At 71.3% G+C, this 21,798-nt stretch carries 18 protein-coding genes; 11 read left to right on the forward strand and 7 right to left on the reverse strand.

All coding sequences use genetic code 11. From position 1 onward, the window contains the following. Positions 1 to 397: 397 nt before the first annotated feature. The 4 genes from O7631_RS14125 (at position 398) to O7631_RS14140 (ending at position 7,644) form a co-directional block, all read left to right on the forward strand. A complete protein-coding gene (locus O7631_RS14125) occupies positions 398 to 3,583 on the forward strand; it encodes a penicillin acylase family protein (protein ID WP_278144626.1) in 3,186 nt (1,061 codons plus the stop codon). 134 nt (positions 3,584 to 3,717) lie between these two features. Continuing rightward, the gene (locus O7631_RS14130; protein ID WP_278144627.1) at positions 3,718 to 4,542 is read left to right on the forward strand and encodes a TIGR02452 family protein; all 825 of its coding nucleotides are present in this window, start codon (positions 3,718 to 3,720) and stop codon (positions 4,540 to 4,542) included. 128 nt (positions 4,543 to 4,670) lie between these two features. Continuing rightward, positions 4,671 to 6,284: a DUF885 domain-containing protein gene (locus O7631_RS14135; RefSeq protein ID WP_278144628.1), complete on the forward strand. Its 1,614-nt coding sequence runs from the start codon at positions 4,671 to 4,673 to the stop codon at positions 6,282 to 6,284. Positions 6,285 to 6,456: 172 nt separating this feature from the next. Next, a complete protein-coding gene (locus O7631_RS14140; protein ID WP_278144629.1) occupies positions 6,457 to 7,644 on the forward strand; it encodes an amidohydrolase family protein in 1,188 nt (395 codons plus the stop codon). Between the two features lie 16 nt (positions 7,645 to 7,660). Here O7631_RS14140 and O7631_RS14145 read toward each other — a convergent pair whose 3' ends face one another. From O7631_RS14145 to O7631_RS14160, 4 genes are all read right to left on the reverse strand, one after another. Beyond that, positions 7,661 to 8,926 (reverse strand): PHB depolymerase family esterase, encoded by a 1,266-nt coding sequence (locus O7631_RS14145; RefSeq protein WP_278144630.1) that lies wholly within the window; start codon positions 8,924 to 8,926, stop codon positions 7,661 to 7,663. A 236-nt stretch (positions 8,927 to 9,162) separates the two neighbouring features. After that, on the reverse strand, positions 9,163 to 9,396 hold the full coding sequence (locus tag O7631_RS14150; RefSeq protein ID WP_278144631.1) for a holin: 234 nt from the start codon (positions 9,394 to 9,396) through the stop codon (positions 9,163 to 9,165). A 150-nt stretch (positions 9,397 to 9,546) separates the two neighbouring features. Beyond that, a complete protein-coding gene (locus O7631_RS14155) occupies positions 9,547 to 10,386 on the reverse strand; it encodes an SAM-dependent methyltransferase (RefSeq protein WP_278144632.1) in 840 nt (279 codons plus the stop codon). Between the two features lie 150 nt (positions 10,387 to 10,536). Beyond that, on the reverse strand, positions 10,537 to 11,229 hold the full coding sequence (locus O7631_RS14160) for a TetR/AcrR family transcriptional regulator C-terminal domain-containing protein (RefSeq protein ID WP_278144633.1): 693 nt from the start codon (positions 11,227 to 11,229) through the stop codon (positions 10,537 to 10,539). A gap of 53 nt (positions 11,230 to 11,282) precedes the next feature. On the opposite strand from O7631_RS14160, the gene O7631_RS14165 reads away from it, so the two are divergent. Together O7631_RS14165 and O7631_RS14170 are read left to right on the forward strand one after the other, a co-directional pair. Then, positions 11,283 to 12,398, forward strand: coding sequence for an NAD(P)/FAD-dependent oxidoreductase (locus O7631_RS14165; RefSeq protein WP_278144634.1), 1,116 nt, complete (start codon positions 11,283 to 11,285; stop codon positions 12,396 to 12,398). Positions 12,399 to 12,447: 49 nt separating this feature from the next. Further along, the gene (locus tag O7631_RS14170) at positions 12,448 to 13,167 is read left to right on the forward strand and encodes a hypothetical protein (RefSeq protein ID WP_278144635.1); all 720 of its coding nucleotides are present in this window, start codon (positions 12,448 to 12,450) and stop codon (positions 13,165 to 13,167) included. 43 nt (positions 13,168 to 13,210) lie between these two features. On the opposite strand, the gene O7631_RS14175 is transcribed toward O7631_RS14170, so the two are convergent. Continuing rightward, positions 13,211 to 14,410, reverse strand: a complete 1,200-nt coding sequence (locus O7631_RS14175) for an MFS transporter (RefSeq protein ID WP_278144636.1) — start codon at positions 14,408 to 14,410, stop codon at positions 13,211 to 13,213. Between the two features lie 92 nt (positions 14,411 to 14,502). Here O7631_RS14175 and O7631_RS14180 point away from each other — a divergent pair, with 92 nt between their 5' ends. The 4 genes from O7631_RS14180 to O7631_RS14195 all read left to right on the forward strand — a co-directional run bounded on the left by O7631_RS14180 (position 14,503) and on the right by O7631_RS14195 (position 16,650). Next, entirely contained in the window at positions 14,503 to 15,123 is a 621-nt protein-coding gene (locus tag O7631_RS14180) for an ABATE domain-containing protein (protein ID WP_278144638.1), read from the forward strand. 193 nt (positions 15,124 to 15,316) lie between these two features. Beyond that, positions 15,317 to 15,574, forward strand: coding sequence for a hypothetical protein (locus O7631_RS14185; RefSeq protein ID WP_269680290.1), 258 nt, complete (start codon positions 15,317 to 15,319; stop codon positions 15,572 to 15,574). A 264-nt stretch (positions 15,575 to 15,838) separates the two neighbouring features. After that, a complete protein-coding gene (locus O7631_RS14190; protein ID WP_278144639.1) occupies positions 15,839 to 16,159 on the forward strand; it encodes a metalloregulator ArsR/SmtB family transcription factor in 321 nt (106 codons plus the stop codon). Further along, a complete protein-coding gene (locus O7631_RS14195; RefSeq protein WP_278144640.1) occupies positions 16,156 to 16,650 on the forward strand; it encodes an SRPBCC family protein in 495 nt (164 codons plus the stop codon). The genes O7631_RS14190 and O7631_RS14195 overlap by 4 nt, the downstream gene beginning before the upstream one ends. Before the next feature lie 115 nt (positions 16,651 to 16,765). On the opposite strand, the gene O7631_RS14200 is transcribed toward O7631_RS14195, so the two are convergent. Continuing rightward, on the reverse strand, positions 16,766 to 17,851 hold the full coding sequence (locus tag O7631_RS14200; protein WP_278144641.1) for a hypothetical protein: 1,086 nt from the start codon (positions 17,849 to 17,851) through the stop codon (positions 16,766 to 16,768). A gap of 269 nt (positions 17,852 to 18,120) precedes the next feature. Between O7631_RS14200 and O7631_RS14205 the strand changes: the two genes are divergently transcribed. Further along, on the forward strand, positions 18,121 to 21,105 hold the full coding sequence (locus tag O7631_RS14205; RefSeq protein WP_278144642.1) for an MXAN_6230/SCO0854 family RING domain-containing protein: 2,985 nt from the start codon (positions 18,121 to 18,123) through the stop codon (positions 21,103 to 21,105). Positions 21,106 to 21,273: 168 nt separating this feature from the next. Here the strand turns inward: O7631_RS14205 and O7631_RS14210 are convergent, their stop codons facing one another. Continuing rightward, positions 21,274 to 21,681, reverse strand: coding sequence for a pyridoxamine 5'-phosphate oxidase family protein (locus tag O7631_RS14210; RefSeq protein WP_278144643.1), 408 nt, complete (start codon positions 21,679 to 21,681; stop codon positions 21,274 to 21,276). Positions 21,682 to 21,798 lie beyond the last annotated feature (117 nt).

The raw sequence follows: 21,798 nt of genomic DNA on the forward strand, positions 1-21,798 counted from the left end.
GGCAACCCAGGCGCGGGGAACGTGTCAGGTCTAGAGAGCAGGCGGTGTCACGCGGGGTGAGGTCCTCTCGTGAATGCGTCAGAAGTGGATACCTGATCGCACGGTAGGCCGGACCGGGTCGGCGAGGCCATCCATTTCGGTGCGGTGTCGGGCGGTCGCCGGCCATCGGCAGGCCCGTGACCGGGGCGGCCGGTGAGGGGAAATCGGCGAAACGTCGGCATTGGCGCGTGGTGAACGACGGGTATCCCAAATGGTGGTCGTGCGCCGATCATTGCCCGGAGATTGATATGAGTCATTCTCACCTCCCTGTGGATCGCCCGGGCGCGGAGGGCGAGACGTCGGCACCGTAGCCGGGCGATACCGAACGGCCCTGCTCCGCGTCCCCCGGAGGATCGCCATGCCCCGTACCGCTCTCCGTAACCGGCTCGCGGCGTTCACCGCCGCCACAGTGACCGCGAGCGTCCTGACGGTGATCTCGCCGTCTCCCGCCCTGGCCGCCACCACGTTCGCCGCCAACGACTACTGCCTCGGGCAGTGCGCCGACATCCTGCCCCCGGGGCAGAACGGCAACGCCACGCTCGTCGCCATCCTGGCGCACCAGGCGCTCGGCACCCGCCCGGCGCACTCCAGCGACCAACTCGACGAGTACGCGAACCTTGTCTACAACTACGCCGGGCTGACCGACGAGCAGATCGCCCACTTCTACAACGACGCCTCGTTCGGCGTCCCGGCCGCGCAGGTGGAGAGCACCGTCTCGCCGCGCGCGGACGTCACGATCGTGCGGGACAAGGCCACCGGCGTCCCCCACATCACCGGCACCACCCGCGGCGGCACGATGTTCGGCGCCGGTTACGCCGGAGCCCAGGACCGGCTCTGGGTGATGGACCTGCTGCGGCACGTCGGTCGCGGCAACGTCACCTCGTTCGCCGGAGGCGCGCCGGGCAACCGTGAGCTGGAGCAGAGCGTCTGGGCGAACTCCCCGTACACCGAGGCGGACCTCCAGGCCCAGGTGGAGGCACTGCGCACCAAGGGCGCGCGGGGCCAGCAGCTCTACACCGACGTGGTCGACTACATCGCCGGCATCAACGCCTACATCGACAAGTCGATCGCCGAGGACAACTACCCGGGCGAGTACGTGCTCGCCGGCGCCGGCAAGCCCAAGCACTTCACCATGACCGACCTGATCGCCACCGCCGGCGTGATCGGCGGCCTCTTCGGCGGGGGCGGCGGCAGCGAAATCCAGTCCGCCCTGGTCCGGGTCGCCGCTCGAGCCAAGTACGGCGCCACCGAGGGCGACCGGGTGTGGGCGGCGTTCCGTTCGCAGAACGACCCGGAGACCGTGCTCACCCTGCACGACGGGCAGAGCTTCCCGTACGGGGCGACGCCACCGGGTGCGACCAGCGCCGTGCTCCCCGACGCCGGGACGGTGGTCGCCGAACCCCTCGCCTACGACCAGACCGGTGGGGCAGCCTCCCGCGCCGGGGCCAGCACCGCCACCAAGGAACTGCTCGGCGGCCTGTCCAACCTGCGCGCACACGGCATGTCCAACGCTGTGGTGGTCTCCGGGCGGCACACCACCACCGGCAACCCGATCGCCGTGTTCGGCCCGCAGACCGGCTACTTCGCCCCGCAACTGCTCATGCTCCAGGAGTTGCAGGGGCCGGGGATCAGCGCGCGCGGCGCGGCGTTCGCCGGGTTGAACCTCTACGTGCTGCTCGGGCGGGGCCAGGACTACGCGTGGAGCGCCACGTCCGCGTCGCAGGACCTCACCGACACGTACGCGGTGCCGCTGTGCACCACCGACGGCAGCGCCCCGACGCTGCGCACCAACCGCTATCTCTATCGCGGGCAGTGCCTCGCCATGGAGGCGCTGGAGCAGCGCAACTCCTGGTCCCCGACGATTGCCGACTCCACCCCGGCCGGGTCGTACACGCTGCGGGCGCTGCGCACCAAGTACGGGTTGGTGGCCTACCGGGGCCTGGTGAACGGCCAGCCGACGGCGTTCACCAAGCTGCGCTCCACCTACCGGCACGAGGCGGACTCGGCGATCGGCTTCCAGGCGTTCAACGACCCGTCGGCGATGGGCGACGCGGCGGCCTTCCAGGCGTCCGCGGCCAGCGTCGGGTACGCGTTCAACTGGTTCTACGTCAACTCGACCGAGGCGGCGTACTACAACTCCGGCTCGAACCCGGTCCGTCCGGCCACCGCCGATCCGAACCTTCCCACGAAGGCCGAGGCGGCGTACGAGTGGGCCGGCTGGAACCCGGACACCAACGACGCCACCTACACCCCGGCGTCGGCGCATCCGCAGTCGGTCAACCAGGACTACTACGTCAGTTGGAACAACAAGCAGGCGCGGGACTTCGGGGCGGCGGACGGCAACTTCAGCTTCGGCTCCGTACACCGTGGTCAGTTGCTCGACGGCCCGGTGCGCGCCGCGATCGCCCAGCGCAAGCTCGGCCGCGCCGACGTCGTCAAGATCATGGCGGACGCGGCGGTGACCGACCTGCGCGGTCAGCAGGTTCTCGGCGACCTGCTGCGGGTGCTGGACAGCACACCGGTCACCGATCCGGCGCTGGCCGACGCGGCGGGCAAGCTGCGGGCCTGGCAGCAGGCCGGCGCCCGCCGGGTGGAGACCGCCCCCGGCTCCAAGGTCTACCAGCACGCCGACGCCATCCGGATCTTCGACGCCTGGTGGCCCCTGCTGGCCTCGGCGCAGTTCCGCCCCGGCCTCGGGCCGGACCTCTACGCCGCGCTGGTCGACGCCATCGAGGTGAACGAGGCGCCGTCGGGCGGCCAGAACGGCGGGCGCGACGGCACCGCGAACTGGGCGTTGCAGGGCCAGGCGCACAAGGGCTCGTCGTTCCAGTACGGCTGGTGGGGCTACGTCGACAAGGACCTGCGCGGCGTGCTCGGCGACCCGGTGGCCGGTGGGCTGGGCCGCTCGTACTGCGGCAACGGCAACCTCGGCGCGTGCCGGCAGGCCCTGCTCGACACGCTCGGGCAGGCCGCCGCGGTGCCGGCGACCACTGTCTACCCGGGCGACAAGTCCTGCGGGGCCGGCGACCAGTGGTGCGCCGACTCGATCGCCCACTCCGGGCTCGGCGGCATCACCCACCCGGTGATCGCCTGGCAGAACCGCCCCACCTACCAGCAGGTCGTCTCGTTCCCGGCGCGCCGGGGTGACGACGTCGCCAACCTGGCCCAGGGCCGCCCGGCCACCGCGTCGAGCACCCAGTTCCTGACCAGCAACACGCCGGACAAGGCTGTCGACGGCAGCCTGAGCAGCCGGTGGGCCAGCAGCTACAACGACAACCAGTGGCTGAGGGTCGACCTCGGCGCCGCCCGCAGTGTCAGCCGGGCGGTGCTGCGCTGGGAGGCCGCCTACGGCACCTCGTACCGCATCGAGGTCTCCGGCGACGGCAGCTCCTGGACGCCGGTGTTCACCACCACCACCGGCAACGGCGGCGTCGACAACGCCACCTTCGCCCCGGTCACCGCCCGCTACGTGCGGGTGTACGGAGTCAAACGCGCCACTTCGTACGGGTTCTCGCTCTACGAGTTCGAGCTGTACGGACGGTGACCGCACCCGGAGGGTCGGCGGACATCGCCCGCCGGCCCTCCGTGGTGTGCGTAATGTGCTTGTGGGTAAGGGCTCGGCCTGCCTAGCCTGCTGGCTGTGGACGCCTTTGAGTCTCCCTTTCACCTGGTGTGCCGGTGAGCGGTCGTCTTCGCGAGATCGCTCGGCAGACGGTGGCGATCGCCGAGTCGGGGCGTTATCGCAACGGCAGCGGCGCTGAGGTCGTCATCGGCGAGGCGGTACGCGCCGCGGTCGCCGGCACTCGTCACCACCTGCCGGACGAGGTGCTCGCGGTGCGGGACGTGGAGCCCGGCGTCGCCACTGTGGAGGTGACGCACGAGTCGACGTTGCAGGCGGCCCACCGGCTGGGGCCGGATGCCGCGTGTCTGGTGTTCGCGTCGGCGAAGAACCCGGGTGGCGGGTTCCTGGGCGGGGCGAAGGCGCAGGAGGAGAGCATCGCCCGCGCATCGGCGCTCTACCCGTGTCTCCTCGCCGCGCCGGAGTTCTACGCGTTCCACCGGGAGCAGGGGGACCTGCGCTACAGCGACCGGGTCATCTACTCCCCGCTCGTGCCGGTGTTCCGCGATGACAGGGGCAACCTGCTCGATCAGTCGTACCCGACGTCGTTTCTGACCGCCGCGGCGCCGAACCTCGGCGCGATCGTCCGCAACCAGCCCACGCACGCCACGGACGTGCCTGCTGTGCTGGCCCGACGTGCCCGGCGGGTGCTGGAGGTCGCGGCCGCGCACGGGCACCGGACGATCGTGTTGGGCGCGTGGGGGTGTGGGGTGTTCCGCAACGATCCTGCCACCGTGGCCGGCGCTTTCGCCGAGGCGCTCCAGGCCGTCGACCGATTCGACCACGTGGTGTTCGCCATCCATGACGGTCTGCCGGGCACGCCGGTGTACCGCACGTTCGTGGAACGCTTCCCGGGAACCGGTGCGGACTCGCCGCCAGCCTGATCCCCGCCGGCTGCCGTCGAACCCGGCGGGCCGGGCCGTGGTTCTACCCCGACGCCGAGCCCGATCGTCTGGCCCGGCCGAGAAGTCCGGATCTCCCGTCGCGGCCACCCGCTGCCTAGCATTAGCCCGTGATCGAGGACTTCGCGAGTCGGCTCCTGCGCGACATGGCCGGCCTCGACCCCTGCACGGCGGTCGTCGAGGCCGGTGAGCAGACCATCGACGGGCTTACCGACTACAGCCCGGAGGGCCACCAGGCCCGCGCCGACCTCGCAGCCCGCGCTCTTCGCGAGCTCGATCTCCGGGGCGACGCACTGCCGGCGGAGACCCCGCTGCACGCCCACCTCGCCGAGCGGCTGCACACGCGTGTCGCGTTCCACGACGCCGGGGAGGACCTGCGCGAACTGCACGCGGCGGCCACCGGTCCGCTCCAGCTCATCCGTCAGACCGTCGAGGCCACGGCCCCCGCCCGTGACGCCGAGGGCGCGGCCTTCGAGGAGGGCTCGGCTCGCGTCGGCGCACGCCTGGCCGCGATCCCGGCAGCCCTGGACGGGTACGCGCGCAGCCTTCTCCTCGCCGCAGAGCGCGGCAACGTGCCAGCGCGGCGTCAGGTGGAGCTCGTGACGCAGCGCTGCCGCACCTGGGCCGACGACGATGTCGCCCTGGTGGATCGCTACGGCGAGGGGCCTCAGCGGGCGTCGTTGCGGGCTGCGGTGACGGGCGCGGGCAAGGCGTACCGGAAACTGGCCGAGACGCTGACGGCGGACCTGGCACCGCGGGCCGTCGAGGAGGAAGCGTTCGGTCGGCAGCGGTACGCACTCTGGGTGCGCACGTTCCTCGCGGCCCAGCCCGACCTGCGCGAGCTGTACGACTGGGGCTGGGACGAGTTCCGAGCGACAGAGGCAGAGTTGATCGCGGAGGCGAAGGCCCTGGGTGGAAGCGTGTCGGAGGTGCTCAGCTGGTTCGGCAGCCCCGACGCACCCGGAACGCTGCACAGCAGGGAGGCGTTCGGCGCGTGGCTGCAGGAGCTGCTGGAGACCACCATCGAGCGACTGGATGGCGTCTACGTCGACATCCCCGCACCGCTGCGGCGCATCGAGTCGCGGTTGACCACGTCGTCCGGCATCGCCTACACCGGTCCGTCGCGGGACCTGACCCGGCCGGGCCGGGTCTCGTGGTCCCTCCCCGAGCACGCAACGAGTTTCCCCACCTGGTACGCCTACAGCACCGCCTATCACGAGGGCGTTCCCGGCCACCACCTCCACCTCGGCTCCGAGGCCTGGCGGGGAGGCCTCGGGCAGCGGCTGAACCTGCTCGGCGGCCTGTCCGGCAGCCAGGAGGGTTGGGCACTGTACGCCGAGCGGTTGATGGACGAGCTCGGGTTCTACGAACAGCCGGGTGCTCGACTGGGGTATCTGTACATGCAGCTCCTGCGGGCGGCCCGGGTCGTACTCGACATCGGCCTGCACCTGCGACTGCCGATACCGTCCGCTCACGGAGCACTGTGGACAGCCGACGCCGCGCTGGAGCTGCTGCGGGATCGCTGTTACCAGGGGCCGTACGCCTCCGCCGAGCTGGCGCGTTACCTGGGCCGGCCAGGGCAGGCGCTGGCCTACAAGGTGGGTGAGCGCGTGTGGCTGGCAGGCCGCTCGTCCTTCCCCGGCGACCGGCGCGCGTTCCATCGTCAGGCACTGGAGCTGGGTTCGCTGGGCTTGGATCAGTTGACAGCCGCCCTTCAGGGGTGAACGCGCAGAGACGCCTGGGCGGACGCGCACTGACCCGCCGGAGGGAGGCCACATCACCCTGGCGAGGGAGGCTGTGCACCCGGTGGCGGTGCGATCGTCAGGTCACGACCGATGGTCACCGCGGGGCGAGGACGACGCCAGGGCTGTGGCCGTGCAGGGGACCGGGGTGACGATGACGAAGCATGCTGTCCGGGCGGGACTGATGTTCGACGGCGAGCGGCTCGTGGACGGCGGGGTGCTGGTCCTGCTCGACGGCGGGCGCATCGTCGACGTGCGCAGCGGTCGGCCCGAGGCGCCGGAGGGTTGGCCGGTGCGCGAGGTGCCGGACGGCACGCTGCTGCCCGGGCTGGTCGACGCACACGTACACCTGTGCGCCGATGCCGGACCCGACGCGCTCGGCCGGCTCGCGGACCGCGCCGAGACGGACCTCGACGCTGTCGTCGAGGCGTCACTGCGCGCGCAGCTGAGGGCCGGAATCACGACGGTACGCGACCTGGGCGACCGACGTGACGCGGTGCTCCGATGGCGGGGGCGGGGCGTGCGTGACGACCTGCCGACTGTCGTGGCGGCGGGCGCGCCGGTCACCAGCATCGGCGGGCACTGCTGGGCGCTGGGGGGTGAGGCGAGCGGTGTCGACGGTGTGCGGGAGGCCGTGCGGCTGCGGGCGGCGGCCGGCGCCGACCTGGTGAAGATCATGGCCAGCGGTGGGGTGTTCACCCCCGGCACGGACACCACCCGGCCGCAGTTCACCGACCAGGAGTTGGCCGCCGCCGTGAACCAGGCGCACGATCTGGGCCTGCCCGTGACCGCCCACGCGCACGCGCTCAGCGCTGTGGAACAGGCGCTGGGCGTCGGGGCCGACGGCATCGAGCACTGCACGTGTGTGACAGCGACCGGGGCGCGCGTACCCGAGGAACTCGCGGAGCGGCTGGCCGCGTCCGGAATCGCTGTCTGCGCCACGCTCGGCACCGATCCGGCCGTGGTCACGCCGCCGGAGGTGGTGGAGATGGCGGCGCGGGCCGGTCTCAGCGAGGCCGCCCTGAGGGCCGGCACTGCCACCCTGCACCGGGCCGGGGTTCGTCTGGTGGCCGGTTCGGACGCGGGCCTCGGCCCCGCGAAGCCACACGGGATTTTGCCGGAGACGCTCGTCGAGTACGTGGCCTGCGGCATTTCCGCCACCGCAGCCCTGACCGCGGCCACCTCGGTCGGTGCCGAGGCGTGTGGCCTGGGCGGACGCAAGGGCCGCGTCCGACCGGGCTTCGAGGCCGACCTCCTGATCGTGCAGGGCGACCCGACGAGCGACATCACTGTGCTGCGCCGCCCTCTCGCCGTCTACCGCGCCGGTGACCTGGTGAGCTGAGGTGGGCGTGGCCGGATCACCGACGGCGGCGGGCCATCCACTGCCAGATGTGGGTGCCGTTGAGGCTCGGGTCGTTGCGGGCCACGTAGATCCAGGACCAGTGACCGGGGAACTGGTACCCGTCCCACACCACGTGGTCGTACAGGCTCATCAGTGATCCCGGGATGAGGTCGTGGGCGTGGACCGTGTTGGTCTCGGGTGGCACGGTGTCGTCGTCGCGCGAGGTGACCAGCCACGTCGGGGTGCGGATACCCGCCAGCTCCGCGTCGGTGATCAGCGGCGGCCCGTCCCCGCCGAGTGGCTCGACGATGCCGCAGATCGGCACGGACGCGGCGAACAGGTCGGGGTAGGCGACGGTCATCTCCAGGGACATGTAACCGCCGTTGCTGCAACCGGCCACGTAGATCCGGTCGGGATCGACACGCTTGCGGCGTACGAGGTCCTGGACGATCTCGCGGATCAGTGGGGCGAAGCGGGGGCCGTCCTCCATCCAGTACGAGGTGCTCTGCGGAGCGACGACGTACGCGCCGGAGAAGATCCGCTGGGCCTCCGGGGTGGCGAAGCCCAGCGCCCCGCGGTTGGCGCGCAGCGTGGTCTCGTTGTCGTAGTAGTCGTCGGGTAGTGACGCACCCTCACCTCCGCCGTGCAGCCAGAGGATCAGTGGCCGACGACCGTGGTGGGGTGAACGCTCGGGGGAGTACAACCGGTACTTCAGGCCCGAGCCCGAGACGTGGTGGCTGAAGACGTCCACCTCGGGGTTCGACAGCCGCCCCTGCACGAAGCGCGTGATGGTGAGCGGCGAGCCGTTGCGCCGGACGAGCGGGGTGTTCTGGGTGATGGTGTAGACGAGGTCCAGTTGGACGTTACGGCCCCTGCTCAGGATGTAGCCGAGGGTGCCACCACCGGGTTGACCTTCGGCGTGGCTCAACTCCAGCACGATGTTTCCGCGCCGGTCGAGCCGGGCCGCGGTCACCGTGCGGTCCAGGTCGTACTCGCTGAAGATCAGGTCGCCGGGAGCGATCGGGATCGGGCTGGTGGCCTTGGCGTGCACGCTGAACGTGCCGGGGGTGAGCCCGGCGGGGTCGATCGGCCCGAGCCGGCCGGTGTCGAGGGTGACCGAGGTGACCTGCTCACCGCCGTCGAGCGTTCTCGCGTCCAGGGTGAAGCTCACCCGGCTCTCGTGGTGGCCGCCAGCGAGGGCGGCGGAGCCGGGCAGCGCCAGGTCGATGGCGGCGCCGGCGCCACCGGCCAGGACGGTGCGGCGAGTGACAGACGCGGACATGCGGGGCCCCCGACCTAACGATCTCGATGGTCATCGATGGCTTTTCAACCTAGCCCGACAAAGATCCGCTGGCAACCGGGCGCTGCCCTGGGTGATCAGGGTGCCAGCACCTCGCCGGCGTTCTGCGCCTGCTCGTCTGCCTCGACCTGCCGACTGTCGACGTTGGCGGGAGCTGACGCTGAGACGTCCCCGCAGGCCGAGGCCGGCGGGGACGAACCGTTCGCAGCGAGGTGAGGTTACTGCTCTGCACCGACAAGGCTGGGGGAGTCGCTCTCTCCCGAGACCTTCGCACTCACCAGTGAGGTGAGCACCGACAGCACCGCGGCACCGGACGCGATGCCACCGGCCGCAGCCCAGTCCGCCTGCCAGGCGTTGAACACGACGTCGGCGCCCCAGTAGAGCAGCAGACCCTGCGCGGCACTCTTCACCGCGCGCTCGGCGGTGGCCTTCCAGAACTTCGTGGTGAACATTGTGATGCCTCCATGGGTAGGTTCCTCGGCTGGTCCATAAGCCAAGAATGCCTGCTCAGGAGGGGTAAGTGCTTGTCGTCTTTCCGGGCTCGCGGCTCGTCCGTCGGCGGGGCGCACCCCGCCGACGGACGTCACCGGAAGGCGAAGCGCCTACGGTTTGCGCGCGAGGAGGCCAACGAAGGTGTGATAGGTGTCGGTCTGCGTCGGAGCGGGCGCATCCGGCTCCGGACGCCACTCGGCCAGCGGCACCAGCCCTGGCTCCAGCACCGTCAGCCCGTCGGCGAACGAGAGGATCTCCTCGTCCGTACGCCAGCGGCCGGTGCCCAGCGACTCGTTGAAGACCCGCTCGACCTCGCGGGCCTTGCGGGAGCCCTCCGGGTCTCGCTCACCCGGGTCGCGGAAATGGGAGATCGCTACGTAACTGCCGGAGGGCAGCGCCTCGATCAATTCCGCTGCCACCGCTCGCGGGTCCTCGTCGTCGCCGAGGTGGTGCAGGATCGCGAAGAGCAACAACCCGATCGGCCGGTCGAAGTCGAGGAACCGACGTACGTCCGGGTGGTTGAGGATCTCCTGCGGCGTCCGGATGTCCGCCTGGATCACCGTGGCGGTGCCCTCCGCGGCGAGCAGAGCCCGCCCGTGCGTCAGGACGATCGGATCGTTGTCCACGTACACCACCTGAGCCTTCGGGTTCTGCTCGGTGGCGACCTCGTGCACGTTGCCCTGCGTGGGCAGCCCCGATCCGATGTCGAGGAACTGGTCGATGCCCGCCTCGCTGACCAGGAAGCGGATCACTCGACGCAGGAAGGCCCGGTTGGCCTGGCCGGCTGCCGGCCCGTCCGGCGTGATTCGCAGCGCGTGCTCGGCGACCTTCCGGTCGACCTCGAAGTTGTCCTTGCCACCCAGGAAGAAGTCATAGACCCGCGCCACGCTGGGAATGTTGGGGTCGATGCCGGGGGGGACCGCTTTGTCGCGGGTCACAGGCGTCTCCATTCGATTCGGACCAGCGCAGGCTGAGGTCGGTGGGGCGGCGGTGCCGGTGCTGCGGCGAGTGTAGCGATCGGACGGTCTGAATTTCCGCCCCGACTGGTACCGCTCCCAACAATCAGTTCCCTGCGCCGCGCACTCGCGCCCGGCTGACCGTCACGGTCGGGGTGGAGTGATCTTCGCGGCCACCGCGTCGAGCACCCACTCCAGGCCGGTGGTGAAGGACGTCTCGGCATCCACGTCCGTGCCGTCGTGCACAGCCCTGGCCAGCGCCGGGAAGCGGCCCGTGGCGAGCATCCTCGTCACATGGGGGCCGGAGGCACGTTGCCAGTCCTGCTTGGACAGACCCGTGGCGCGCTCGGCGCGCAGGTTCGCGACCTCGCGTCTGATCGCGCCGGTGAAGTAGGCGCTGACGGTTTCCACGGCCCGCATGACGGTGTCGATGTCGGCGAGCCCGTCGAGGGTGGCCAGCGTTGCCTCGGTCACGGCGAGGGCGTTCGGGCCGAGCGCCGGGCGACCGCCGAGCAGGTCGGCCAGCCAATTGTGTCGAAGGGCGGTCTGCCGCGTGCGGTGGGCGAGGACGCGCAGCGCCTCCCGCCAGTCGCCGGGTTGCTCCCCGGGAAGGATCTCGGAGTAGATCTCGTCGACCATCAGATCGAACAGTTCGTCCTTGGTGGCGATGTATCCGTACAGCCGCATGGGCCCGGCGCCCAGTCGGGCGGCGACCTTGCGCACCGACACCGCATCGAGGCCGTCCTCGTCGGCCAGCGCGATGGCGGCGGCGACGATCCGCTCCCGGTCGAGCGGCACGAGTCGGTTCGGCGGCTCCGGCCGGTCCCACACAGTCATGATCACACCCGTTCTGTTGCCAGGCATCGTATGGGCCGATACGGTGTATCGACATGAGACAGCGTATCGCCGTCGTCGGCGGCGGCCCTGGCGGCCTCGCCTTCGCCCGAGTCCTGCACCGCCACGGTCACCCGGTCGCTGTCTTCGAACGCGATCCCGCCCCCGATGCCCGTCCTCCCGGTGGCACTCTCGACCTGCACGAAGGGCTGGGGCAGCTCGCGTTGGACAAGGCGGGGCTGCTGTCGGAGTTCCGGGCGCTGTCCCGCCCCGAGGGGCAGGCCATGCGCATCCTGGACACCGACGGCACGGTCCTACGCGACTGGCGACCGCGTCCGGACGACCGGGCCAATCCCGAGATCGACCGCAGGCAACTCCGCGACCTGCTGCTCGGCCCACTGGACGTCCAGTGGGGTCGGGCCGTGACCCAGGTGGTGCCCGGGACCCGCGACGGCGTGGTGGTGCACTTCGCCGACGGACGACAGGAGACGTTCGACCTCGTCGTCGGCGCTGACGGCGCCTGGTCGCGGGTCCGCCCGGCGGTCTCGTCGGCGACCCCGCACTACACCGGCGTCACAGTTGTCGAGACCTCCCTCGACGACGTCGACACCCGCGCCCCCGCCCTCGCCCGGCTGATCGGCGACGGATCCCTGGGTGTGTACGGGGTGAACCGGGCCCTCGTCGCCCAGCGCAACAGCGGCGGCCACGTCAAGGTGTACGCCCAGTTCCGCGCACCGCTGGACTGGCACACGCACCTGGACCTGGTAGACGTCGAAGCCGTGCGGGCGAGCCTGCTGGCTCTGTTCGACGGCTGGGCCGCTCGCGTACTCGACCTCCTTCGCCACGGGACGGCGTTCGTCCACCGCCCCCTCTATGTCCTTCCCGTATCCCACACCTGGACCCACGCGCCCGGGGTGACGCTGTTGGGCGACGCCGCCCACCTGATGCCCCCGCTGGGGGCCGGTGCGAACCTCGCGATGCTGGAGGGTGCCGAACTCGCCGAGTCCATCGCCGCCGGTGAGGACCTGGACGAGGTCGTCCGCGCCTTCGAGGAGCGGATGTGGGTGCGGGCCGGCCGGTGGGCGACGATCACGGCGGCCGGCCTGGAACGCCTCGTGAGCCCGAACCCGGCCGCAGCCCTCGCCCTCTTCGACGAGGTCCAGCCCTCCTGACCTCTCGCTGCTGGTGCCTCTCCTGGACGCCGCAGGTCACAATGCCGGCATGGGTAGATGGCAGCGCCCGTACTCCCTGGATGCCGCGACCGCCTTCGCGATGATGGGCCTGGTCGGTGTGGTCGGTTTCGCCACGTTCCTGTCGATCATGTACGTACGCCAGCGACCGTTCCCTCTGCCCGTCGCGATCCTGTTGGGGGCGTGGATGGCTGTCTGCCTCGCCGTCGTCGTACGGCAGGCGATGCTCGGGGTCTACGTCAGCGCGTTCGGTATCCGGTCCAGGACCCTTCTGCGTACGACCACGGTGCCCTGGCGGTCGGTGGTGTCCATAGAAAGCGGCATCGCCACCATCGCGGGCCTGGACATGGGTCGTTCGGCGATCATCATCGAGCGAGCCGACGGCGTGCCGATCCAGACCGCGATCCAGCGCGGTGACCTGTTGCGGCCGTTCACGTTCCGACCCGAGTTGGGGCGGTTGGCCACCTGGCCGGAGCACTACGACGAGATCCTGGCGACGCTGCGGGCGCACCACGGTGAGGCGCAACCCCGGCGTAGCGCACAGATCGGCAGGTCCGTGCCGCCTCTCGCCGACGGTGCCGGAAAGACGAGGCCGCCCGGCGGAGTACGCCGACAGCGCGCCACCAGCGGTGTTGCCGGTGCTGATCGGCGGCGGGACATCCACGCGCTGGCTCGGCAGCATCAGCGTGGCGCGCTCACCGACGCCGAGTACGCCGCGGCGCTGGCGAAGATCCAGCGCGCGAACGGCTGAACTGCGACGCGCCCTACCGGCGGCGCCAGGTGCTGACGCAAAGTCACCGCGCCAGCTGGATCGACTCCGCCTGGCGTCGTCCTTCCAACGCGGCGGGCGTCGGCCGGACGAGTCGTTCGCCGAGGGCCAGCAGCAGCGCGACGAAGCCGAGCAGGGCGCCGATCAGGACCGCGGCTCGCACGCCGTGGCTCGGTAGGACGAGTCCGCCGACGAACGCGCCGGCGGTGATGCCGACGTTGACCGCGGCGGAGACCGTGGCGGCGGCGAGGTCGGAGCGCCCGGGCGCGACCTGGAGCACGAGGCCGCCGAGCGCCGCGGTGAAGGCGGTGAACGCCAGGCCGGCCAGTGCGATCAGACCGACGGACACCGAGGGTCGTTGACCGAATGCGTACAACCCGAGCAGTGCCGCCGACTGCACCGCGACGGTGATCAGCAGGGCGTTCCACGGGCTGCGGTCCAGCAGTGGGCCGATGGCCAGGATGCCGAGCACGCTGGCGATGCCCCGCGCGAACAGGATGGCCCCGACGGACGAGGCGGCGAATCCGCTGACCTCGGTGACGAACACTGCGACATAGGTGTACGCGGCGATGGCGCCGGCGGTCGCCAGGACCGCCACCGCCACCAGCAGCCAGAAACGTCGGGCGTCGGGCGCCGCACCTCGGGCGGCGTGCCCCTCTTCCGGCCGGGTCGAGGGCAGCAGCGCGGCCACCACGACGAGCACGACCGCACCGAGCCCGGCCACCGCCAGGAAGGAGGCTCGCCACCCGGCGCGCTCACCCAGCCAGGTGCCCGCGGGCACCCCCAGGGCCAACGCGACGGTGCCGCCGGCGAACACGACGGCGACCACCCGCCCGCGGAGCGCTGGCCGGAACAGCTCGGCCGCGGCCGGCACCACCACGGCCCAGAACAGCGCATGGGTGGCTGCGGTGACCATCCTGGCCGCCAGGAGCAGCTCGAAGGTGCTCGTGAGCATCGTGACCGCAGTGCTGAGGACGAAGCCGGCCAGGAGCGCCGACAGCAACCACCGGCGAGGGACCCGGCGGACCAGGGCCGTCAACGGGACCGAGGCGACCATCACCACCGCGCCGTACGCGGTCACGAGCATGCCCACCTGCGATGGCGAGACGGCCAGGTCCGTCGCCATCGGGAGCAGCAGCCCGATCGGCAGCGCCTCGGCGGTGGTGTAGAGGAACGTCCCGCCGGACAAGCCGACCAGCGCCCCCACTGCCCGAGCACGACCCATCAGACCCTCCCGATGTTACCGGTCAAACCGTCTACGATGGAAACAGGCTAGTGGTGTCCTTCGATGGCGGTCAACTGGTAAAGTGGGTTTCGATGGAAACACTTGCGGGCGTCACACGGATGCGCCTGGTGGGCGGCGACCTCGCCCTGGATTTCCTCAACACCCGTACCGGTCCGCCCGTCGGGCCTCCTGACGACGACGTGCTGACCGGCTACCCGGACCTGGTCGCCTGGGGCGTGTACGCGGGCGCGCTCAGCGAGCCGGAGGCGAAGGCGTTGCGCCGGCGGTCCCGCGACGATCCGGCCGGCGCTCAGGTCGCCTTCACCCGATCGCTGCGCGTCCGCGACGACCTCGACGAGGTGTTCCGAGCCGTGGCTGCCGACCGCGGCCCGAGCGCGGCAGTGCTGGCCCGGCTGCGAGACGACGAAGCGGACGCGCTCGGTCACGCACGGCTCGATCGAGGGCGCGCGTTCACCTGGACCTGGCGAGACGACAAGACCCTCGCCCGGCCGCTGCGGCCGGTGGTGCACGCGGCGGTCCAGCTTCTCACCACCGGTGCACTGGGCCGGATCAAGGGATGCGGAGGCTGCCGCTTCCTCTTCGTTGACGAGAGCAAGAACCGCAGTCGCCGCTGGTGCAGCATGGACGACTGCGGGACGTCCGAGAAGATTCGCCGCTACGTCGCCGCCCGGCGCACCCGCGCGACGGGCTGAGCTAATCCCGTGCCGTCAGGGCAGATGCCCGTTCGACGGAGATCCCGCTGGCGGATCATCGCGAGGGCGTCGCCCATTGTCGGGGCCCGAACCGTGCTCGCCCGTGCAAGCCTTACTTTCACAATCTTCGATGCCTTGGGCCCGGCTCGGTGTGGAGCCGCTGTGCGCTGTGGCAGTGACGTAAGGAGGTTCCATGCGCGGACGCAGATGGAAGACCCTGTTGGTGACGATGGCGCTCGCACTGGGTGGACTGGTCGGAGCCGCCGCCACTCCGGCTGCGGCGGATCCCCCGGGCGGCACGCTGCGCGGCGTCTACTACGACGGTCAGTTCTGCAACAGCTACGGCAGCGAGGGCGCCCGGACCGGCCTGTGGAGCTGGTACTACTGCGAATACCGCCAGTCCGGCCCCACGGGTCCCGGCTTCTACTTCCTCTGGACCTTCACCTACTAGGCAACGCTCCACCCCCGGCGCGACGAGCTGCCGGTGGTGTGGGAGTGGACGTACCCCCGTCATGGCCGCCTCTGGCGGGCCGCACGTGCCGCCGCCCCGGCGCGCGCCGGCCGCTGCGGCTGACGCTGTGGGGCACGGCACCTGAGACCGACCGAACCCGGATCTGCGGGGTGAGATGGCATGGGCTGCTCGCGATCGCCGGGAGTCGCAGGCCGTTGAGCGATTCGTCTTGACGACGGCAACCGTAAGTCGTAGCTTACGTTCGTGGTAACTTACGGAGCGCACCCGGGGTGGGAGGCGCTGGGCGACCCCAGCAGACTCGCCATCGTCCAGCGCCTGGCAGATCGGCCCCTCGCCGTGGGGGAGCTGGCAGACGAGCTGCCGATCAGTCGGCCAGCCGTGTCACAACACCTCAAGGTGCTCAAGAGCGCCGGCCTGGTCGTCGACCAGGCAAGGGGAACTCGGCGCGTCTACCGGCTCAGTCCGGTGGGACTGGCCGCGCTGCGGGACCAGCTCGACACGTTCTGGCGTCGGGCTCTGGACGGATATCAGGACGTCGTTGAAGAGACCGAGGAGAACTCGTGACGCAATCCGCTACGGCAGTGGTCCGCCGGCACATCGTCGTCAAGGCGTCGATCGAACGGGCCTTCACGGTGTTCACCGAGCGGTTCGGTGACTTCAAGCCGCGCGAACACACGCTGCTCGACGCCCCGATCGTCGAGACCGTCTTCGAGCCCCGGGTCGGCGGGTTCATCTGCGACCGAGGCGCCGACGGCAGTGAGTGCCGGTGGGCCCGCATCCTCGCGTACGAGCCGCCGACCCGGGTCGTCTTCAGTTGGGACATCGGGCCTACCTGGCAGATCGAAACCAATCTGGACCTCACCAGCGAGGTTGAGGTCACCTTCGTCGCCGAGACGCCGGACCAGACCAGGGTCGAGCTGGAGCACCGGCACATCGACCGGCACGGCCCCGGCTGGGAGTCGGTCCGGGACGGGGTCGACACCGATTCCGGATGGCCTCTCTACCTCGACCGGTATCAATCACTTGTCCTTCAGGAGGCGGCCGACGACGCGTGATCGCGCTGCGGCACTTCGCACCCACTGTGGAGTTCGTCGCCAGGAGCTGAGGGCGCGTCGCGCGCCGCCGCGTCGGCGGTGACCTGCCTACGGCCACCGCCGACGCGGCCCGGCGTCAGAGCCGGGAGGTGAAGGTGGCCAGGAAGCGGTGCGGGGTGACCGCGCCGGTGTTGTCGAAGCAGATGACGTCGACGTCGGCGTTCGTGGTGTACGTCCACGGTTGGGTCAGATGACAGTAGTTGCTGCCGGCGCCCTGCGCCACGACCTGGGCGTGGGTCTCCTTGAGACCGATCTGCGGGAAGGTCGCCAGGTAACGGCCCGACGGAGCCAGCGGCGCGACAGTGTTCGCGCCGACGCCGAGCACCGAGTTGTCGTTGGTCGGACCGCCGACGGCGGTGCCCAGGTAGCCGAAGTACGACGGCGGGCCGAGCGAGCCGATCACCGGCCGCCGACGGTGGTACGAGAGGACGAAGTCGGTGTTGACGAACGCGCCGGCCTGGTCGAAGCAGAAGACGTACACCTGCACGTCGCTGCCGACCGCGCTCCAGGAGTAGACCTTGCACCGGCGGGGTCCGGCGTTCGGCTGTACGGCGGTCACCTGCACGTTTCCGGCGAGCACACCGGCCAACCCCACTCCGGGCAGCCGCACCAGGTACTGCCCGACGCCCACCGGCCCGACCGCGTTCACCACACCTGTGGAGTTGTACGACTGCACCAGCGCTCCGCCGCTCCACTGCGTGTACGCGTGGGAGGTGCCGACCGGCAGCACACCCGAGCTGGTCGTCCAGAGCACCGTGAACGGGGTGTCGTCGCGGGTGCCGCCCGGCTTGTGGCACTGCACGTCGACGATCTCGTCGGCACCGGACTGGAACCAGCGGACCACCTCGCAGTAGTGCCCGGTCCGGTTCACCGGGGTCACGTGCGGCACGCCACGCGAGCTGGCACCCACCTGCGGGAAACGAACCTGGAAGCGGCCGGGTGCGAGCTTGATGCCGTCGGCCCAGGCGGCCGGGAACGCGGTCTTCCAGCTACCCCACTGCCGGCTGGTGTCCAGCACGGTCCAGACGGCGACGGTCGGGTCCTTGACGTACGCGAACCCCCAGCGATCGGCGGTGGCTGCCGCGGCGGGTGCCGTCGGTGCGAGTGCGCTGGCGGCCAGGACGGCCGCCAGTGTTGCGGTGACGAACGATCGGAGACGCATGTGTTCCTCCATCCGACAGGGACGTGTCGGGGAGGAGTGTGCGGCTGGTGATGTCACGGTCACAGTCGGCTACCGCGTGAGTCGGTGTCGGGTGTACGCCACCATCGTCCGGACCGTCCTCGGACTCGTAATCGGGGTGACGTGTCCGCCGTGCTCCCCATAGGATCTTGCCCGCGGTGGGCGGCTCCCCGCGGTGCTTCCTTCTCACTTCTCTGGCGAACTAGCGTCGCGACTCTCCGCCCACCGCTTCCTTGGGGGAGGACGCGAGCATGGATGCGCTGGCAGTGGTGCTGCTGCGCCGTACCGCCCGGGTCTCGGTGGTGGGCTCGGGCGCCGCTCCTGCGGACGGCGCCGCGTGGGTGGCCTCCCTCGAGGCGGACCTTGCCGATCGCGGCTGGTTGCTGCGGCAGGACCTTCGTGCCGGGGCGACGAGGCTGCCACCGGCGGTGCGGATCCGGTGGGCCGACTGGCTGCTGGCTACCGTCGACGAGCTGGTCGGCGCGGACCGTCCCCTGCTTCCCCTCTACCGTTCGTTCCCCAACACCCCACGCGATGTCGAAGCGGTCTACGTGCGGCGGCTGCTCACCCACCTGTTCGCCGTGCCCGACGCGCCCTGCGTGCTGTGTGGCCGCGAGAACGTGGGCGCGCCCCTCGACCCGTGCGGTCACCTCGTCTGTCCGGCCTGCTTCCCGCCCGAGCAGGTCACGGGGTGCCCGGTGTGTGGGCGTCGGCTGTCGGCGGACAACACCTACCTCACCATCGTGGAGCCTTCGCCCCCGGTGCGCAGCCGGCTGCGGCGGACCGGCACGCCGACCGAGGATGCGGACGAGCGCACCGTTCGCGACGCGCCGCCGCTCCCGATGCGGATCGCCGGGCTGGAGATGGACCCGATCGGTGCCGCGATCCGGATCAGGGACCAACTCATCGGTCAACCTGCCGCCCTGAGCGAGACCGACCGGGCCGACCTGAAGGTGCTCGTCGACGCCACCGCGCCGGGCCGCCTCGACTGGCTGCCCGACGTGGTGCCGGCCCGGGAGACCCTCGCGCAGGTCATTGCCTGGGCGCTGCATGCCGCGGCACTCACCCCCGGCTACGGCGACCTGGTCGACGCCGCCGCCCGGCGGTGGTCGACGGCGACGGATGCGGCGCGGACGCTGTGGGCGTACTCCGGTGGGGACCCGGGGCTGGTCCTGCCCCGACGGGACGACGAGCCACCGGGCGCGACGGGGCGTCCGTCGCGTGAACCTGCCGTGCCAGTGCCGGTCGTCCGGGTACGGGCGCTGCCCAGGCCGTTGCGACGCGCTGTTCTCGCGCACCTGGACGCGCTCGGTGCCGTGGTCGCGGCCGAGGATCTGCGCCGCCACCCGACGGTGTGGAAGCGCCTCGGTGAGCGGCTGCACCCCTACGAGAACGTCGCCGCTCATCCGGCCGCCGCCGTCGCCTTCGCCACGCTGCGCGGCACCCGCGCCGCCGTGGAGAGCGCCCTCGGCGTCGCGATGGTGACCTCCTGCGCCCGGGCGCCCCGGCACCTCCTCCTCACCGACCACTTCGACGGCACCGCGTCGGTTCGGGTGCGGTCCCACGCGTCACTGGTGGAGGAGGCGCTGGCAGCGGGCGACGTGGTCGAGGCCGCGCGGCTGCTCACCGAACGTTCGGGCGAGCTGTGGCGTCGGCTCGACCACCTGCTGCGGGCGGCGGGCGACGACCCGGCGGCGCAGGCGGCGATCGAGGATGCCGCGCGCAGCACGGCGGCCCGGGTGGCACCGGGCGTGCTCGCCTCGGCAGCAGCCCAGCTCGCCGGCCGGGACGGCACGACGACGGCGACGGACGCTCAGCTCGCGGCGACCGCGCGGGCGCGGGCGGCGGCAGCGCAGGCCCGTGCGTCGGCGAAGGCCACCACCGAGTCGGCGTCCGCCGGTGGCCTGGGGGACGCCCTGCGCGCCGCGGCGCTACGCATCGGCGGTGACGGGCCGGCCGTCCTGCGGGAGGCGTTCCGGTCCGGTGCCCGGACGCCCGCCCCGGCCGAGGAGCCGACCGACGACGGTGCCGCCGGGGCGGCAGGCATCGTCGGTGGTCGGCCGGGCCCCGGGATGCCCCGGCGCGTCTTCTTCCCCCGCGGCAGCGTCGTCACCACCTGGACCGAGCCCGAACGGCGGCCGACGCTGCCGACAGCGGCGATCACCGGTGTACGCGAACTCGTCGACGAAGAGTTGGCCACCAGGGCCGCCCGACTCGGCCGGTACGACGTGGCAGTGCTCGACGCCGCCCTGGCCGAGGTGCCCGCCCCGATGCGGGAACGGGCCGCCTCGACGCAGTTGGCCGGATGGCCCCGGGGCAGCGTGCGGGCGCTGCCCGACGCCGAGGTGTTGCGGCTCTTCCTGCACTGGGAGGAACCTGACGCCACCCGTGTCGACCTCGACCTGTCCTGCGTGTTCTTCGACCAGGACTGGCAACGGGTCGGCCACTGCGACTACACCCAGTTGCGTTTCGCCGGTGACGGCGCCATCCACTCCGGCGACCTCACCTCCGCCCCGGCCCCCCTCGGGGCCACCGAGTACCTCGACCTCCACCTGACCCGTCTGGTCGAGCACGGTGTCCGCTACGCCGCACCGACCCTGCTCAGCTACAACGCCGTTCCGTTCGAGAACCTCACCGAGGCGATCGCCGGTGTCATGCTGCCCCTCACCGGCGGTGAGCAGTTCGACGGTTCCCGGGTGGCGCAGCGGTTCGACCTGCGCGGCAACGCCCGCATGCTGCTGCCGATGGTCGTGGACCTGCGTACCCGACGACTGCTCTGGACCGACCTGACCCTCAACGGCCGTGGCGACAACCACAGCGTCGGCCGGCACGGCGACCAGCTTGCCCGAGCCGCCGCCGACCAGTGGGAGCACTTCCTCGGCGGCCACCGCCCGACGATCCTCGATCTGTTGGCGTGGCACGCGGTCGGACGCGCCGATCGGATCCTGGTCGGCCACGCCGACCACACCTACACCGAGGTACCGGCGGATGCCGCTGCCATTCGGGCGGCGGCAGTGGCGGAAACGGGAGGGACGCGGCAGCTACCAGACCTGGCCGGCCGCACGGTCCTGGCCGGTGTCGTCGATCCGGAGGCCCTCGATCGGCTGGTTCCCCGCCTCGGCGCCCCGGCCCCGGTGGGGGCCGGCTCGACGGTCGTGACCGTGACCGGCACACCCGACACGTACTGGACGGTGCTACGCGCCGTCGACCTGCTGGGCCAGCTCGGCGCTGGGTGACGCCGGGGCGGGCCGGGATTGCTGCCAGGGATCCCCGGAGGCCCCGGCGGCCAGGTGCCCCTCATGCCGGGATCATGGCCTGCGCGGAGACGCGGGTGGGACCCGGCTGGGAGGGCCGCTACTACAAGGACCGCGCCGACGTGTGGGGTCTGGCGCGGGGGACGTGGCCTACTGCGCCGTGCCGGCGAGCAGCCACCGCCGGACCGGGATCTCCAGCAGCACGCGCTCGCCTCCGGGGCTGACCTGCCGGCCGACGTCCCATCCCTCGTACTTGCCGGCGAACGCCTCCACGACCGCGTCCGGGAAGCCGTCTCGGTGCACCCGGGCGGTGCCCTCCGCCACCACGGGGGCGTTGCCGCCTTCCAGGGCCAGGGACACCCGTGGGTCTTCCAGGATGTTGCGGACCTTGACGTTGCGGCTGCCGGAACCGATCCACCAGGTGCCGTCGACGTAGACGAACCAGACCGGCGTCAGGTGTGGGGAGCCGTCCCGCCGCAACGTGCACAGCCAGACGTTCGGCTCCCGGGCCAGGCGTGCCTGGACGTCCGTTGGTGGGGTGGCGAGTGGTTCGATCACCTCACCAGTCGATCACGACCGGAGCCGGTGGGCCAGCGAAGGCCGCGAGCGAGGCGGCGGGCGCTTGATTAGATAGAGGTCTGTGAATAGATTGGGTGCGGGCGTCGCCGGGGTCCG

This window comes from Micromonospora sp. WMMD967, from assembly GCF_029626165.1.
Taxonomy (GTDB): domain Bacteria; phylum Actinomycetota; class Actinomycetes; order Mycobacteriales; family Micromonosporaceae; genus Micromonospora; species Micromonospora taraxaci.

Excerpts from the sequence above, each read along its gene's own strand:
- O7631_RS14125 (WP_278144626.1), top strand. The coding sequence starts at position 398 with ATGCCCCGTACCGCTCTCCGTAACCGGCTCGCGGCGTTCACCGCCGCC.
- O7631_RS14140 (WP_278144629.1), top strand. The coding sequence starts at position 6,457 with ATGACGAAGCATGCTGTCCGGGCGGGACTGATGTTCGACGGCGAGCGG.
- O7631_RS14145 (WP_278144630.1), bottom strand. The coding sequence starts at position 8,926 with ATGTCCGCGTCTGTCACTCGCCGCACCGTCCTGGCCGGTGGCGCCGGC.
- O7631_RS14150 (WP_278144631.1), bottom strand. The coding sequence starts at position 9,396 with ATGTTCACCACGAAGTTCTGGAAGGCCACCGCCGAGCGCGCGGTGAAG.
- O7631_RS14155 (WP_278144632.1), bottom strand. The coding sequence starts at position 10,386 with ATGGAGACGCCTGTGACCCGCGACAAAGCGGTCCCCCCCGGCATCGAC.
- O7631_RS14160 (WP_278144633.1), bottom strand. The coding sequence starts at position 11,229 with ATGACTGTGTGGGACCGGCCGGAGCCGCCGAACCGACTCGTGCCGCTC.
- O7631_RS14165 (WP_278144634.1), top strand. The coding sequence starts at position 11,283 with ATGAGACAGCGTATCGCCGTCGTCGGCGGCGGCCCTGGCGGCCTCGCC.
- O7631_RS14170 (WP_278144635.1), top strand. The coding sequence starts at position 12,448 with ATGGGTAGATGGCAGCGCCCGTACTCCCTGGATGCCGCGACCGCCTTC.
- O7631_RS14175 (WP_278144636.1), bottom strand. The coding sequence starts at position 14,410 with ATGGGTCGTGCTCGGGCAGTGGGGGCGCTGGTCGGCTTGTCCGGCGGG.
- O7631_RS14180 (WP_278144638.1), top strand. The coding sequence starts at position 14,503 with ATGGAAACACTTGCGGGCGTCACACGGATGCGCCTGGTGGGCGGCGAC.
- O7631_RS14185 (WP_269680290.1), top strand. The coding sequence starts at position 15,317 with ATGCGCGGACGCAGATGGAAGACCCTGTTGGTGACGATGGCGCTCGCA.
- O7631_RS14200 (WP_278144641.1), bottom strand. The coding sequence starts at position 17,851 with ATGCGTCTCCGATCGTTCGTCACCGCAACACTGGCGGCCGTCCTGGCC.
- O7631_RS14205 (WP_278144642.1), top strand. The coding sequence starts at position 18,121 with ATGGATGCGCTGGCAGTGGTGCTGCTGCGCCGTACCGCCCGGGTCTCG.